Source organism: Paracholeplasma vituli, assembly GCF_025446935.1.
Classification (GTDB): Bacteria; Bacillota_I; Bacilli_A; order Acholeplasmatales; family UBA5453; genus Paracholeplasma; species Paracholeplasma vituli.
On record NZ_JAOEGN010000011.1, the window covers coordinates 26,483 to 40,755 of the forward strand.

General features: G+C 38.6%; 15 protein-coding genes. 7 read left to right on the plus strand and 8 right to left on the minus strand.

Annotated features, from left to right (window positions below; translation table 11 throughout):
- Positions 1–12 precede the first annotated feature (12 nt).
- Positions 13–576 carry a DUF2179 domain-containing protein gene (locus N7603_RS06295; RefSeq protein WP_262096554.1) on the plus strand — a complete coding sequence of 188 codons (564 nt, stop codon included), beginning with the start codon at positions 13–15 and terminating at the stop codon, positions 574–576.
- Between the two features lie 32 nt (positions 577–608).
- Here the strand turns inward: N7603_RS06295 and N7603_RS06300 are convergent, their stop codons facing one another.
- Both N7603_RS06300 and N7603_RS06305 read right to left on the minus strand, forming a co-directional pair.
- Entirely contained in the window at positions 609–950 is a 342-nt protein-coding gene (locus N7603_RS06300; RefSeq protein ID WP_262096555.1) for a hypothetical protein, read from the minus strand.
- Positions 947–2,212: a DUF1576 domain-containing protein gene (locus N7603_RS06305; RefSeq protein WP_262096556.1), complete on the minus strand. Its 1,266-nt coding sequence runs from the start codon at positions 2,210–2,212 to the stop codon at positions 947–949. Before N7603_RS06305 ends, N7603_RS06300 begins: the two co-directional genes overlap by 4 nt.
- A gap of 225 nt (positions 2,213–2,437) precedes the next feature.
- Between N7603_RS06305 and N7603_RS06310 the strand changes: the two genes are divergently transcribed.
- From N7603_RS06310 to N7603_RS06325, 4 genes are all read left to right on the plus strand, one after another.
- Positions 2,438–3,100 (plus strand): MIP/aquaporin family protein, encoded by a 663-nt coding sequence (locus N7603_RS06310; RefSeq protein ID WP_262096557.1) that lies wholly within the window; start codon positions 2,438–2,440, stop codon positions 3,098–3,100.
- A 146-nt stretch (positions 3,101–3,246) separates the two neighbouring features.
- The gene (locus N7603_RS06315) at positions 3,247–3,540 is read left to right on the plus strand and encodes an ArsR/SmtB family transcription factor (protein WP_262096558.1); all 294 of its coding nucleotides are present in this window, start codon (positions 3,247–3,249) and stop codon (positions 3,538–3,540) included.
- A complete protein-coding gene (locus tag N7603_RS06320; RefSeq protein ID WP_262096559.1) occupies positions 3,537–4,550 on the plus strand; it encodes a permease in 1,014 nt (337 codons plus the stop codon). Before N7603_RS06315 ends, N7603_RS06320 begins: the two co-directional genes overlap by 4 nt.
- A 10-nt stretch (positions 4,551–4,560) precedes the next feature.
- On the plus strand, positions 4,561–4,821 hold the full coding sequence (locus N7603_RS06325; RefSeq protein ID WP_262096560.1) for a thioredoxin family protein: 261 nt from the start codon (positions 4,561–4,563) through the stop codon (positions 4,819–4,821).
- A gap of 37 nt (positions 4,822–4,858) precedes the next feature.
- Here N7603_RS06325 and recD2 read toward each other — a convergent pair whose 3' ends face one another.
- The 5 genes from recD2 to N7603_RS06350 are packed head-to-tail and all read right to left on the minus strand — an operon-like array spanning position 4,859 to position 11,781.
- Positions 4,859–7,060, minus strand: coding sequence for an SF1B family DNA helicase RecD2 (gene recD2, locus N7603_RS06330; protein ID WP_262096561.1), 2,202 nt, complete (start codon positions 7,058–7,060; stop codon positions 4,859–4,861).
- Positions 7,057–8,226 (minus strand): MFS transporter, encoded by a 1,170-nt coding sequence (locus tag N7603_RS06335; protein WP_262096562.1) that lies wholly within the window; start codon positions 8,224–8,226, stop codon positions 7,057–7,059. The genes recD2 and N7603_RS06335 overlap by 4 nt, the downstream gene beginning before the upstream one ends.
- Positions 8,226–9,353 carry a tRNA 2-thiouridine(34) synthase MnmA gene (mnmA, locus tag N7603_RS06340; RefSeq protein WP_262096564.1) on the minus strand — a complete coding sequence of 376 codons (1,128 nt, stop codon included), beginning with the start codon at positions 9,351–9,353 and terminating at the stop codon, positions 8,226–8,228. The genes N7603_RS06335 and mnmA overlap by 1 nt, the downstream gene beginning before the upstream one ends.
- Entirely contained in the window at positions 9,350–11,212 is a 1,863-nt protein-coding gene (locus tag N7603_RS06345; protein ID WP_262096565.1) for an NAD(+) synthase, read from the minus strand. The genes mnmA and N7603_RS06345 overlap by 4 nt, the downstream gene beginning before the upstream one ends.
- A 5-nt stretch (positions 11,213–11,217) precedes the next feature.
- Positions 11,218–11,781 carry a nicotinate-nicotinamide nucleotide adenylyltransferase gene (locus N7603_RS06350; protein ID WP_262096566.1) on the minus strand — a complete coding sequence of 188 codons (564 nt, stop codon included), beginning with the start codon at positions 11,779–11,781 and terminating at the stop codon, positions 11,218–11,220.
- 108 nt (positions 11,782–11,889) lie between these two features.
- Between N7603_RS06350 and N7603_RS06355 the strand changes: the two genes are divergently transcribed.
- Both N7603_RS06355 and N7603_RS06360 read left to right on the plus strand, forming a co-directional pair.
- Positions 11,890–12,663, plus strand: a complete 774-nt coding sequence (locus tag N7603_RS06355; protein WP_262096567.1) for a lysophospholipid acyltransferase family protein — start codon at positions 11,890–11,892, stop codon at positions 12,661–12,663.
- Positions 12,664–13,089 (plus strand): Fur family transcriptional regulator, encoded by a 426-nt coding sequence (locus N7603_RS06360; protein WP_262096568.1) that lies wholly within the window; start codon positions 12,664–12,666, stop codon positions 13,087–13,089.
- A gap of 64 nt (positions 13,090–13,153) precedes the next feature.
- Here N7603_RS06360 and N7603_RS06365 read toward each other — a convergent pair whose 3' ends face one another.
- Positions 13,154–14,176 (minus strand): DUF2804 domain-containing protein, encoded by a 1,023-nt coding sequence (locus N7603_RS06365; RefSeq protein ID WP_262096569.1) that lies wholly within the window; start codon positions 14,174–14,176, stop codon positions 13,154–13,156.
- Between the last annotated feature and the right edge of the window lie 97 nt (positions 14,177–14,273).

The following is a 14,273-nucleotide window of genomic DNA, read 5'->3' on the forward strand; positions in this document are numbered from 1 at the left end:
GGTGGTGATTCTATGTGGAATAACTTTGTAGAGATGTTAACAATAACACCGATTTCGGAACTGTTATTGATATTTATAGCGAAAATTATTGAAGTCTCGATTGGGACAATGCGCATCATTTTAATTTCTAAAGGTTACCGTAAAATTGGTACATCTTTAGCGATTATCGAAATCTTCTTATGGGTGTTTGTTGCGAGTTCTGTCATAAACGGGATAAGCGAATCGCCAATGAAGGGTGTCTCATACAGCTTTGGTTTCGCAGCCGGTGTGTATGTAGGGTCCTTAATCGAACAAAAACTCGCATTTGGTAAAGTGATGATTCAAACCATTACGAGTAAAGCCTTATCGAATGATATCGCGAGTTTATTAAGAGCCTCTGGATTTGGTGTGACAACCCTTCAAGCGATGGGCAAAGACGATGAGAAAACCATGTTAATGATTTACGCGAACCGTCGTGATGCCGGTAAAGCCGTTCACATCATCAAATCGGTTCACGAAGCCGCTGTGATCGTATCGAATGAAATATCGAATGTATCGGGTGGCTACATCAATCCGATGAAAAAATTACTCAAATAAAAGAAAGCACTCGGCTAATATTTGCCGAGTGCTTATTTTTTACGAATTAACGTTAACGTGACTGAATCTTCTGTGTGTTTAACAACCAATTCGTCGATGAATATGCCTAATAAATCGAGGTCTTCTTTCGAATCGAGTTCACCTAATAATTCGAAGTAGGTTTGTTCAAAGGCTTCTTCGCGGGGTTGATCGATTTGGGTTTGAATGCGTTTGATGAGTTCTTCACGCATGTGAGGTACATCGATAACATAAATTTCTTGTTTCTCATCACTTTGAAAATCGATTCTAAACTCTGTATACCCATGAAACAGTAAAAACAAGGTTAACTCTTCAATGATTTGGGCTATCACTCTGCGTTCTTGTTTGGGGTTCATAGGGTATCCTCCACAATTTTATCTTTACGTATGAAATCAAATAACGGAATCATGATCGCCGCGACAAAGCCTGCTGCGAATCCGTTATTGTATAAGTCAAATCCACCCTGGAATGGATAAGTCAGTGGGGTAAACATCACATGGGTAAAGCCTGCGAGAATACCAACTAAGAACCCATGACGTCCAGCTACTGGCGCGATGGCTGTAACGAATAACACACCAATTTGAAGACCAACACCAACCGTACCTGTTGAATATCTGACATATAAAAACCAGATAGTCGCTCCAAGCATGACAGGAATAGAATTCTTGGGGTGTTTCCCAAAGGCTGCGAAGCCCATGACGGTTAAGATCCCTGAAAATACCGGCCCGTTGATTTTAATCTCTAAGACTGTAATGAACAACAAGGAGATTAAACCCATAATTCCGACATTAAGCATCGTTGTTTCTTTTGAGGTTTCACGCATGTAATCGGAAACCAAACGGCCACTACTCTTCAATATTATTGGATAGTCTTTGAAGGCGTCTTTTTTACTGACTAACGCGAGGATGATTGTGAGTATTGAACCTATTAAAATCAATATATATAAGAATAGATGGTAGTCTTCACTGGTAGAGGAATCAAAACCAAACAAGTCAAGTTTTAATACATTTCTAAAGATGGCTGAGAAGAATAGTGAGACCAACCCCATCGTAAATCCAATGTTATATAGGTTATAACCTTTATGAAATCTAATCATATGTACCGATAGTATTGGTAACATAAATCCAACCAGTATCCCTATCACAATCCCCAGTGGAATCGATAATAGATAATCATATCCAGATCCAAAAACCATATAACTTACAATCGGTCCAATCCCGGTTGATAATAAGAGTACAATGATCAACGATTTAAATTCAACTTTTTGGAAGCGACTATTTAAATATATCCCTAAATAAATCGGTAGCGCATTGATGACGTTTTTACCAAAGAATGCGAAGCCTGCAATCGTTAAGAGTCCAGCAAAGATTGGGCCATTGAGTTTGAGTTTTAATAAGCGTATGAGTAGTACATTGATCAGTATTACAATGGCTAGATTCATTAAGGACCCGCCAAGTCCACCGATTCTTAAATAGTCAGATATGAGTAACGATGGGCTAATTTGAATTTCTATAAACCCTTCATAAATAGACTTTGGATCATCTACAAAAAAGGGTAGTGCAAATAGAATGATTAGGGTAATATAAGTTAATGGTTTCGTATGTAAAATGTTCTTCATTTTGGGGTCCTCGAGTTACTCGTCTATTATATCATGTGTTTGTTTCGAAAATACACAGTTTTTCTTCATATTTAACGAGAATTTTACACCTAGATTAAAAGAATAACTCTATATTATTAATTTATAATTATTCTTATTAATTATCTAGAAAAGTTTTTATTGGGCACTTCATTTTACCTAATCTTTTAACCGTGCTAAAATGCTTTTTAGGAGGTATATATAACTATGAAAAAATTATTTCAAAAAGGTGTAGCAGAATTTTTAGGTACATTCGTATTAGTACTATTCGGTACCGGGGTCGCAGTCATGACCGGTGGTGACCGTTTAGTCACAGCTTTAGCATTCGGTTTAAGCGTTGTCTTAATGGCATTCGCAGTAGGTCACATTTCTGGGGGTCATTTCAACCCAGCAGTCTCCTTAACCATGTTCTTAAAGAAAAAATTATCCACAGTTGAATTAGGGGTTTATAGCTTAGGTCAACTTTTAGGTGCGATTGCAGGTAGTGGACTGCTTGTTCTATTCTTAGGTTCTAACGCAGCACTTGGTGCAAACACAGTTTCCGCTGCATTACCACAAGACGGTTTTGTTGAACTCTTAATGGGTGGTGTGGTTGAAATGATCATGACATTCATCTTCATGTTCGCAATCCTTGGCGCGACTCGTTCAGAAAAGACTCAACCATTCGCTGGTTTAATCATTGGGTTATCCTTAGTGGTTGTGATTCTATTCGGATTTGACTTAACTGGTGTCGGTGTAAACCCTGTTAGAAGCTTAGCCCCTGCATTATTCCAAGGTGGCATCGCATTAGAACAATCTTGGGTATTTATTGTATTCCCATTACTTGGTTCTGTATTAGCCGCACACGCTTCTGATCAACTCGATTTCTAATTTAATATGTTTATATAAGACATCCGAAAGGGTGTCTTTTTTTATTGATTTATGAGCTTAGAAAGATTGACTAATCCTCCTAAAAAGGCTTATAATATTGATAGATATCTATATTGATGTTTATCTATATAAAGAAGGGAATTCTTATGACTAAAGAACACGCATCGAATCTTTTCAAAGTCCTATCCGATCCAAACCGCCTTTTAATTCTTAAGCGATTGATTGATGGTGAAACGTGCGGCTGTACACTGATTGATAATCTAGATATCTCTCAACCGACACTTTCTTACCATTTGAAGACTTTATCGGATATTGGGTTAACCACCGCTAAAAAAGAAGGGACTTGGAAAAAACACACAGTCAATACCGATTTGATTGATGAGTTGATAACATTCTTAATTGATCTCAAATCGAGTGAACCAGGGTGTAAGACTAAATGAACCTCTGGCAAGCTTTCAGTGACTTATTCTTAAAAATGACTTGGCTGAGTGATTTTTTCGAATGGTTATTTCAAACTTTAGGGTTAACACCCGATTCACCATTTTATGCTGGCATTGTCTTCTTCTTTTTCGATGTCATCAAAATTTTCATCTTGTTATCCATTTTGATCTTCTTATCGAGTTATATTCAGTCTTATTTTACCCCAGAAAAAACGCAAGCCTTGTTGGGTAAGTTTAAAGGTTTATGGGCGAATACACTCGGGGCTTTAATGGGTACAGTGACGCCTTTTTGTTCGTGTTCATCGATTCCGATTTTTATTGGATTCACGAAAGCAGGCTTACCGATTGGTGTGACCTTCTCATTCTTAATTTCATCGCCTATGGTAGACCTCGCTTCGATTCTACTTCTCGCAACCATTTTTAATGGGTGGGTCGCACTGGCTTACGTCGTTACTGGGTTACTCATCGCGATCATCGGTGGGTGTTTAATTAGCCTGCTTAAAATGGAAAAATATGTCGAAGAGTTTGTTAAAGAACCCACACCTATGATGATGACCGATTTAGGTGAAGTTTTACCCATGACTAAAAAAGACCGCATGCATTACGCATTCAATCAAGTGAAAGAAATCATTCATAGAGTATGGCTTTATGTATTAATTGGGGTGGGAATTGGCGCGATTATTCACGGCTACATACCACAATCCTTTATTGAATCCATCTTAGGTCAAGATAACCCATTCTCGGTATTAATCGCGACACTTGTGGGGATTCCGATGTACGCAGATATCTTTGGAACACTACCAATCGCGGAAGCTTTAGTGTCTAAAGGGGTCGGTTTAGGCACTGTTTTAGCCTTTATGATGGCTGTTACGACACTATCCTTACCTTCGCTCATTTTATTAAAGAAAGTCGTTAAACCCCGTTTACTTTTTACCTTTTTAGGGATTGTTACGACAGGGATTATACTCGTCGGTTACTTATTCAACGCGTTAGGTTATTTATTCATATAGGAGGCTACACATGGAAATCAAAGTCTTAGGTTCAGGCTGTGCCAATTGTAAAAAGCTTTATGAGAATGTATCTAAAGCGGTCAGTGAAATGGGGTTAGATGCACAAGTATTATATGTTACAGATTTAAAAGCGATCGCACAATCTGGTTTGATGAGAACCCCAGGGGTGGTTGTCGATAACGTGATTGTGACTTATGGTCGTGTATTAACTATCGAAGAAACGAAAAAACTCATTGAGAATTTTGACCGTTTAAGAGCTAGAAAATTATAGAAAAAACCAAGTGCTTTTATACACTTGGTTTCAAAGTTTATTCCAAAAAGTCGTACGGCGACACATCAACTTCGACAGATTCTATGGACTCATTTAGATAGTGAGCCAAACGGGTCTGTCTTTTTTCATTCAACACCTTAGAAGCTTGTTCGATTAGTCTTAAGTCTCCTAATAAGGATAAATGGGTTTTGGTTCTGGTGATGCCAGTATAAAGTAGTTCCTTACGCAGTAATCTCATATAAGCTCTTACTAAAGGCATAATGACAACTTTGTATTCAGACCCTTGAGATTTATGGATTGAAATCGCGTAGGCGTGGTTTAAGTCTTCTAAGTCCCCTTTTTGGAATGGGATCACATGGTCATCAAAAGAGATATAGATGATGTCTTCGTTGTCTTTGGATTTTGAGATGTCTTTAATGATTCCGATATCCCCATTCATAATGCCTTTTTCAGGGGAGTTCGTGAGTTGAATGACTTTATCGCCAATCGTGAAGACTTTTTCACCATACGTGATGGTTTTAGAAAATGTCATTAAGGTTTCTTGTAAGGCTTTATTCACAGCGTCAATCCCAAGTGGGCCTTTATACATTGGGATTAAGACTTGAATGTCTTCATATAAATCATACCCCATCGATAAGGCTTGTTTGATGGTTTCTTTGATTGTATCGATGATTTTATTCGGTTCAAGATACATGAACTTAATGTCTTCTCTCGATTCAAAATCGGTATCTTCAACACGTTGTTCGTTCACCACTTGAGCGAGTCCAATGATATTCGAATTCTTCGCTTGGCGGTGAATTTCTTTTAATCGAATCACCGGGACTTGGTTAGAAGCGATGATATCACCTAAGACATACCCAGGTCCAACCGATGGCAACTGGTCTTCATCCCCTACGATAATCACCTGTGTATGAGCAGGAATCGACTTAAAGAGGTTTTCAGCTAAGAAGATATCAATCATTGATGCTTCATCAATAACAACTAAATCGTGTGGCAGTTGATAGTTCTCGTTATATAAGAAAATGCCGTCATAATTATAGCCTAGCGCGCGGTGAATCGTCATCGCTTTGACATTCATCACGGCTTGCATCCGGCGTGAAGCACGTCCGGTCGGCGCGACTAAGAGAATCTCTTCACTCGCAGACTCTAAGCCTAAGTCAATCTTATTGAGTTTTGAATACACATACAATATCCCTGAAATAACCGTGGTTTTTCCTGTACCAGGTCCCCCAGTAACAACTGAGATTGAGGATGAAAGTGCGGATAATATCGCGTCTTTTTGTTTTTCAGTATATTCAATCCCTAAATCAAACTGTGCCCGCTCAATCAAGTTTAAGATTTCATTGGTACGGTCTTCGATCGGTACCATCAAACGCTTGATATGATTCGATACAGCGAGTTCGGTATCGTAAATAGTTTTTAAGAAATACTTATTGTCTTCTTGTAAGAGGTGATTCGATTCGATGAGTCGATTTAAACCTTCTGATTTCTTTTGATCAGAAATCTCAGGTAACATCACCTCATAAATCGTATCGAGTTGCTTATTAAATAAGAAGGTATCCCCTTTCGAGAATGAATAGGTTTTGATCCCGTAAAGAATTGCGGCTTCAACCCGTCTTGGGTCATCCTTTTTAATTGAGAAAAGTTCAGCGATGGCGTCTGCTTTTTGGAAGCCGACCCCTTCGATGTCTTCGATCAATCGATATGGGTTATTTTGTAAAACAGATAGCGTCTCATCTTTATACTTATTGAATAGTCTCATCGCCATCTTTGAAGATAAGCCATACCCATAGAGTTTCACAAGCGTTGATTCGATCACTTGATTGTCGTAGAGTTGTTGATAAAAGCGTTCGATTTGAAGTCGGTTTAAACCAACTTCCATCAAAATGAGTTTATCGTCTAAGATCTTTTTGATCGCTTGATCGCCAAATAAATCAACCATCTTACGGGCTTTGACAGGTCCAATCCCTGTGAATAAGTCTGAAGATAGATAGGCGATTAGGCCTTCTTTATTTTGGACATCGGCTTTATCAAAAGCGATGACTTTATATTGAATCCCATACTTTGGATGGGTCGTTTCTTCACAGTTAAATGTATAGGTAACTTCTTTCGAAAGTTCAGGAAAATACCCAGTCATGATGACTTCGGATTCATCCTCTAGGATCACTTTCGCAATCGAATACCCGTTATCTTGATTTCTAAATAAATAATGGGTGACATTACCGGTTAATATTCTCATACTTTCACCCGCTTATTGTATATAAATAATAAAACGGCACTGATTCCTAAAATACCGGATAACACAATAAACATCCAAACCCCAATATCGTCATAAATGAGTCCAGCGATGAGTGGTCCGATGATCGCGCCTAATGAAATCGCACTTTGACGAGACCCCATTAAGACCCCAGGTGAGATTTCAGTGTACTTCGATAAATGGTAAGCCACAGCGGGTTCATAAATAGCTTTACCCGCGGTGTAGACCATAAAGAACGTATACCCCCAAAGTAGGAAATGGCTTTGATTGAGTCCAAACGTTAAGGCTGTAAAAACAGCTTGAAGAATGACTACAACCAACAAGGTTTTCGTTTCTTTGAAGTGTCTATTGAGATAAGGTACGACGAGAAAACTGACCAACAACGTGACCATTCCAGTCGTAAAGACTAAGGTACCAATCGTTGAAGGCATATACCCTAAGTCGGTAATATACATATCTAGATATTTTGAAAAGTTGGTTTGTGCAATCGAAACCAACGCGATGATGATAATGAGTAAGAAGAGTTCTTTGGATAACTCTTTGATTTGTAAAAGTTGCGCAATCGCACTTTGACGTTTTTTAACGATTTTCACTTCTTCATCCATTCGAATGAATAGTAGCGTAAAGATAGCCAATAGGATATTGAATCCCGCTTGAATGTACATCAAGACCGATTCTTGACCCACAAAATAATCGCCAATGGTTCCGCCAATATAGTAACCCAATGTTGATCCAATGACATTGAACGCTACAAAAAGCGAAATCAGTTTCGCTTTATTTCGGCCAAAGGCTGGATTGACAGAGATGTGGGCTAAACCATTAGAAAGAATGGCACAGGCGAAAATGCCAGCTGTGAATCTAACTAAAATGATTAAATAGACGTTTGTAAAATATCCAAACAATAATTGTGAAATCGCGTAGCCTAAGATACCAATAAAGGCGACCATCGTTCGGTTCTTTTGGTCACCTAAATTACCCCAAATCGGAGCGAATATGAATTGTCCTAAGTTCATGCTGGCAAATAAGACACCAAACAGTGATTTATTAATCCCGATGGAGTCTAAATGCGCTGGGGTTACAGGATGGGCTAAATTCATCCCGAGTCCAACTAAGAGTGAAAAGGCAAGTAAGAGCCAAGCTTTATGCATCAGTAGTTTCTTCTTTCTTCATTCATATATACGGTATCGATGAAGCCGCCTGCCACACAGACATCGCCTTCATAAATCGCGCACGCTTGACCCGGGGTCACAGCGCGAACGGTGGTTGGATAGGTGACTTCCAAAGTGGTGTCATCCAGCCATTTTAAAAATACATCGGTATCTTTTTGACGGTATCTAAACTTCGCTGTAAAGGTTCTACCACTTAAGTCTTTTTCATAACGCCAGACGACGTCTTTGACGATACAACGGTTGGAATATAAGTATGGATGGTGGAAGCCTTGTTCAACGAACAAAATGTTCTTTTCGACATCCTTACCGACGACGAACCACGGTTCTAAATCGTATTCTTTTAATCCCCCGATACCCAAACCTTTACGTTGACCAATGGTATAGTTCATCAAGCCATCGTGAGCTTTGATGAATGTCCCATCGAGTTTCGTCATTTTACCTGGTTTTTTATAGATGTAGTTACTTAAAAATTGATTGAACTGACGTTCTCCAATAAAACAGATTCCAGTGGAGTCTTTCTTTACAGCGGTAGCGAGATTGTGTGCTTTCGCGATTTCTCTGACTTCTGGTTTATCAATATCCCCTAGTGGGAATAATGCTTTTTCAATTTGAGCTTCTGTGAGTTGTGATAAAAAGTAGGTTTGGTCTTTGTTATCGTCATGGGCACGTTTTAAGAGTACTTTTCCATTGACCATTTCCGTTTTCGCGTAATGTCCCATTGCGATGTAATCTGCATCTAAACTCTTCGCGTAGTGTAAGAACGCTTTGAATTTGATTTCCGTATTACATAAAATATCTGGGTTTGGGGTTCTACCACGTTTATATTCACTTAAAAAATATTGAAATACTTGATCCCAATATTCTTGTGTAAAATCCACTTTATGGAGTTTGATACCAATTTGATTGGCTACTTTTAAGGCGTCTTGATAGTCGACTTCTTGAGCACACATCTCATCGTTGACGGTTGGATTGCCATACACGTCTTGATTCGCTGCCGAGTCCCAGTTGCGCATAAATACGCCTTCGACTTCATAGCCTAATTCTAAGAGTTTGATGGCTGCGACACTACTGTCGACACCACCGGATAAGCCTAGGATTACTTTCATTTAATCACCACTTTGATGTCACTAGGCATTCTAAAATCGCCTCTTGGTGAGAGCGTAATGTCTAGGATTTTAGGTCCGTCAGGTAAGACTTGACGTTTGAATTGCTGGTTGTAAAAACGGTTTAGGAAATAATTTGCACGGGTTTCAGCTTCTTCACTTGTGAGCTTAAAGACGTGCTTAAGTAAAAACGCCATTTTAGCGGGTTCATCACCGCAGCGTAAAAGTCTATGTAAGAGAAAATCGTTAATCATGTACTTCCCTAAAATATCTTCTGTCTTTTGATTTTTAATGAGTTCAGGAGATACAGGGGTATGAACAACATCGAGTAAGGTTTCTTTTAAATTTTCATGGACAGTAGAATACATTTCTACCATAAAACGTACTAAGGTTTTTGGTAAGCCTGCATTGATGCCATACATACTCATTTGATCGCCATTATAGGTCATAAACCCTAAGGCGATTTCGGATAAATCGCCAGTGCCTAAGACAATGCCTTTGTGTTTATTCGCTAGATTCATAAGTGTCATCGTGCGAATACGAGCCTGGGTATTCTCATAGGTAATATCGGTCAAATTCGGGTCTTGGTCAATCATATCAAAATGTTTATGGGTTTCATCCACAATCGAAATTTCTTGATGGGTAATCCCCAGTTTTTTCATCAAAATTAACGCATTTTCTTTGGTGCGGTCTGAGGTACCTAATCCAGGCATCGTAACCCCAAAGATACCTTTTGGGTCCCATCCTAAGAATTGATAGGTTTCATGGGCTATCAATAAGGCTAATGTCGAGTCTAACCCACCAGAAACCCCAATGACTAAAGTAGGTAAGTTGACATGTAATAAGCGTTTCGCAAGTGCTTGAACTTGAATGCGTTTGATGTCTTCAAACGCTTTTTTAGCTTGTTTTGGTTTTGGAACAAAAGGCATTTCATCGAGTTTTTTTGAAAACTCAAAGTTTGGATCGTCGGTGAAACTGACCGGAATGCGTGTTACATCCATCTTCATACGGTGTAACGCATCTTTTAAGTTCGTATCATGACGTCTGGTGAAATGGATCTCACCAAAATCCACTTCAGTGAGTAACACTTTAGTGGTCGGGCTATTGAAGAATTTTTCATCACGAAGTTGGCCATTAATCGCGACCATATTGTGTCCTGAAAACACGGTGTCTGAAGAGGATTCCATCATCCCTGAGGAGACATAGACATAGGCTCCTGCATTACGGCGTGAGTTTTCAATCACGACCATCCGTCTAGAAGCTTCTTTGTCTAAATACTCATTAGAAGCAGATAAGTTTAAAATCATATTCGCGCCGTTTAACGCTAGCGCATTCCCTGGTGAAAAGTTTGTCCACATATCTTGACAAATTTCGACACCAAAACGGATATTTTTATCATTATCTTCAAAAATCAAATCGCCAAACGGCACCATTTGATTCAAGAGTAGTACTTCTTTGAGTTGAATATCTAAGCCGGAGTTGAACCAGCGTTTTTCATAATATTCATAGGTATTTGGTAAATACTTCTTCGGGATCACACCAAGGATTTTATTCCCTTGAATCACTATAGCGGTGTTATATAAAACCCCTTCAATATCTAAAGGTAGACCTACCAATAAAATCCCTTTAAAGGTCGATTCATTTAAGAGTCTTTGAAGTTCTCTTTTCGCAGTTTGAATTAAACTGTCTTGGTAAAAAAGGTCACCGCACGTATACCCAGTAATGGATAACTCAGGAAAAAGTGCGATGCCGGTATTTAAACCGTCAATCGCTTTTAGTATTTCATTGACATTGTAGACTGGGTTTCCGACTTCCACACTTGGGGTCACTAAAGCCAGTTTGAGAAATCCTTCACGATACATAGGGGTCACACTCCATATAGATGATGCTTATAGATATAATCTAAGACCTTGGGTTCAATCATGTCTTGATAGCGAACTGGGTCTTTTCGAAATAAGGAAGACGCGGTAGAGATGTCTAATGATACCACATCGAAATGGTCTTGATATAAAGGGTAATGCTTAAGGATTTTATCTTTCGCGCTACCATTACGGTCAATCGCGATGAACTGATTTTCTTTAAGTAAGCGTTCGTATTCAATCCAGTTCGGTAAATCGAGTAAGTTATCTAACCCTAAAACAAACTTTACGGGTTCATTGTATTGGATTTTAAAATGATCTAACGCAGACACACTGCCTTTAAAAGGTGGGTGCTGTTCAATATCTGAAACCAATACGGAAGGCACGTGGTTGGTTAGGATTTCAAGCATCGCTTTACGGTGTTTAAAATCGATCAATTCTGGCTTTGGATATGCCGAACCCACTGGTAAAAAGATAAAAAGCGATGGTTGATATCGACTCATTAGCGTTTCAAAAATTGTTTTGTGTGCCTTGGTCGGTGGGTTGAATGCCCCACCAAAGACTAAAATCATACCATCACCGCACATATTATATCATACTCTATGAGTATTTATAGTCAGTGATGATTCAGATGTGCTATGATATAATAGTTAAGTAGTTAATCTTATTTAGGGGTCATTATGGAACCAAACGACGATTTAAAACCCAAAACCGAAAATGAGCATACGTTTAAAACCATTGAAGCGAAGCCGGTAGATTTACCACCTGACTTTGACTACTTTGGTCAAAAGTGGCATCGCCGTATTCTATCGAAGATCTTGGTTTTCTTAATCAAGGTTATTTTTGTCTATATCTACGGCTACTTCTTCTTACGTTTCCGCGTCCGTAATAAAAAGATTATGAAGCAGTACCGTAAAAAAGGCGCTGTCATCGTATCTAACCATGTCCACCAATTTGATTCCTTCTTACTTGGGGCTTCGTTTTATCCAAAGCGTATTTACTACACCATGTTAAAATCGAACCTCGGTTTGCCAATTGTAGGTAAACTATTTCATATCATTGGTGGCGCACCCATTCCGGATACTAAAGAAGGAATTTTGCGTTATCAAACCTTGTTAAATGAACGTTTACACCACAGCAATATCATCGCTGTATTCCCTGAAGCCTCCCTGCGTCCTTACTGTGACCACATTCGTCCTTTTAAAAAAGGAGCATTTCGTTTCGCATTTAACGCGAATGTTGATATAATACCTATGGTATTTATATTCAAGAAACCGAAAGGCTTTTATAAGTACCTTAAGCGCAAACCGTGTGTAGAATTGCATATTTTGGACCCCTACCAATTAAAACAACTAGAGACCAAATACGAGACGTTATCTTTTAACACTGAAGAACTTCAGAAGATAATTACTGCATACTACAATACGCACAGTGACTATGTAGGAGGTAATTAAATGGACTCAAGAGAGACGTATTTAAATAAGTTACGCAAGAAAAATCTCCGTATTACCAATAGCCGTAAAGCGATGATCGATGTCCTTGAAAATAACCACTTAACCTTCAAGGAAATTCAAACTGCTTTAGCTAAAAAAGGGTTTACGAACATTTCCACCATATACAACAACTTAGACTTTTTAATCGAGCAGCGTATCGTGGTTGAACTTTTCATCAACGATACCAAGTATTATGACCTCGCGATTGATAACCCAATGCACAACGCTGATAGCCATATCCACGTCGTGGTTAAGGATACCAATAAGATTACAGAAATCAACAATACCGATGTATTTGAATTCATCAAGCAAATTCCTGAATTGAAAGACTTACAAATCGATTACGTTCGAATTACCATTGGTGCCCGTAAGAAAAAATCATATTAATAACAAAAATCCCTCAAAACGAGGGATTTATTCTTGAAAAAGAAGGCAGTTTGCCTTCTTTTTTTTACCAGTGATTGATAACCCGTTCTGCGAAACCCATGAGATTATTAAATTCAATCTTCTTTCCATCTGGGAGTTTAAAGAATCCACTAAACTTCCCAAAGACTTGGTGTTGAATCGATTTGATAATGATGACATTTGAAGCGCTAGAACGATCGAGGATCGGTTCGAATAACAATTCGATATCACCCGATTGAGAGGTAAATGACCAAGGACTTAAATAGTCATATTGGTCATTCTTCTTCGGGATATTGAATATAACGTGATCAAACTTATAACAAGCGCCGTCATAATAAAACATATTTTCACTCGCTTTTGAGGTATCTCCAAAGCCATACCCTAAGTTAAAGCCAATCGTTTTTTGTTGATATAATCCGGAGGCGCTAGACCAATACCAAGTATTCTTGTATGTCCAGACCCCTCTACCCCAGTCTAGTGTACCAAATGCACCTTCTAGTGGATAGGTTGAATTCCCAACGGTAAAGCTGCCTTCTGTTTCCATGAGGTTAATCTTATGGTTGTAGTAAAAATGTCCTTTTTTATGAAATGGTGTGGCAATCACTAAGGATGTATTTTGGTTTTCTTTTAAATAAATATCCGCGGATAATCTTTGATTAGCCTTGTAGTTATCCATACTTACTATTAAATGACGTCGATCATTTTCAAGTAAAAACTCAAATGAGAATCCTTTTTTCTTAAATACGACATTCCCCACACGAGACGAATTTGGCATACCTAATCGTTTCATCGGGAAAAAGCCCATGAGTGATTTGGTGTGCTCTTGTTTGAGTTCAAATTCAAATGTGGTAATCGAAACCAACCACATATAAGAGTTGTCCGCTACCGTCAACGCGATACCGTGTTTTTGATTACCAATGTAATAGTAATCCCATTCCTTGATGCGCATGCCTTTAACCGTAATGTCTTTACGATCGTAAGCCCGAATTAAATCTTCGTGATACCCGCTCTCAATAAGATTTCCACATTCATCGAGCAGAGGGCCTTTGGTGAGTCGTTGTTCTGCCATCTTAACACCTACCCTATGGGTTTATTATATCATAGTGCGTTTTTGAAACTGAATTAGAAATCTTAACTAACCTAATGAAAAAAATAAAAAGTGTGCG

What these genes read in the sequence shown, in the direction of transcription:
- N7603_RS06295 (WP_262096554.1), top strand. Translation starts at nt 13, where the DNA reads ATGTGGAATAACTTTGTAGAGATGTTAACAATAACACCGATTTCGGAA.
- N7603_RS06300 (WP_262096555.1), bottom strand. Translation starts at nt 950, where the DNA reads ATGAACCCCAAACAAGAACGCAGAGTGATAGCCCAAATCATTGAAGAG.
- N7603_RS06305 (WP_262096556.1), bottom strand. Translation starts at nt 2,212, where the DNA reads ATGAAGAACATTTTACATACGAAACCATTAACTTATATTACCCTAATC.
- N7603_RS06310 (WP_262096557.1), top strand. Translation starts at nt 2,438, where the DNA reads ATGAAAAAATTATTTCAAAAAGGTGTAGCAGAATTTTTAGGTACATTC.
- N7603_RS06315 (WP_262096558.1), top strand. Translation starts at nt 3,247, where the DNA reads ATGACTAAAGAACACGCATCGAATCTTTTCAAAGTCCTATCCGATCCA.
- N7603_RS06320 (WP_262096559.1), top strand. Translation starts at nt 3,537, where the DNA reads ATGAACCTCTGGCAAGCTTTCAGTGACTTATTCTTAAAAATGACTTGG.
- N7603_RS06325 (WP_262096560.1), top strand. Translation starts at nt 4,561, where the DNA reads ATGGAAATCAAAGTCTTAGGTTCAGGCTGTGCCAATTGTAAAAAGCTT.
- recD2 (WP_262096561.1), bottom strand. Translation starts at nt 7,060, where the DNA reads ATGAGAATATTAACCGGTAATGTCACCCATTATTTATTTAGAAATCAA.
- N7603_RS06335 (WP_262096562.1), bottom strand. Translation starts at nt 8,226, where the DNA reads ATGCATAAAGCTTGGCTCTTACTTGCCTTTTCACTCTTAGTTGGACTC.
- mnmA (WP_262096564.1), bottom strand. Translation starts at nt 9,353, where the DNA reads ATGAAAGTAATCCTAGGCTTATCCGGTGGTGTCGACAGTAGTGTCGCA.
- N7603_RS06345 (WP_262096565.1), bottom strand. Translation starts at nt 11,212, where the DNA reads ATGTATCGTGAAGGATTTCTCAAACTGGCTTTAGTGACCCCAAGTGTG.
- N7603_RS06350 (WP_262096566.1), bottom strand. Translation starts at nt 11,781, where the DNA reads ATGATTTTAGTCTTTGGTGGGGCATTCAACCCACCGACCAAGGCACAC.
- N7603_RS06355 (WP_262096567.1), top strand. Translation starts at nt 11,890, where the DNA reads ATGGAACCAAACGACGATTTAAAACCCAAAACCGAAAATGAGCATACG.
- N7603_RS06360 (WP_262096568.1), top strand. Translation starts at nt 12,664, where the DNA reads ATGGACTCAAGAGAGACGTATTTAAATAAGTTACGCAAGAAAAATCTC.
- N7603_RS06365 (WP_262096569.1), bottom strand. Translation starts at nt 14,176, where the DNA reads ATGGCAGAACAACGACTCACCAAAGGCCCTCTGCTCGATGAATGTGGA.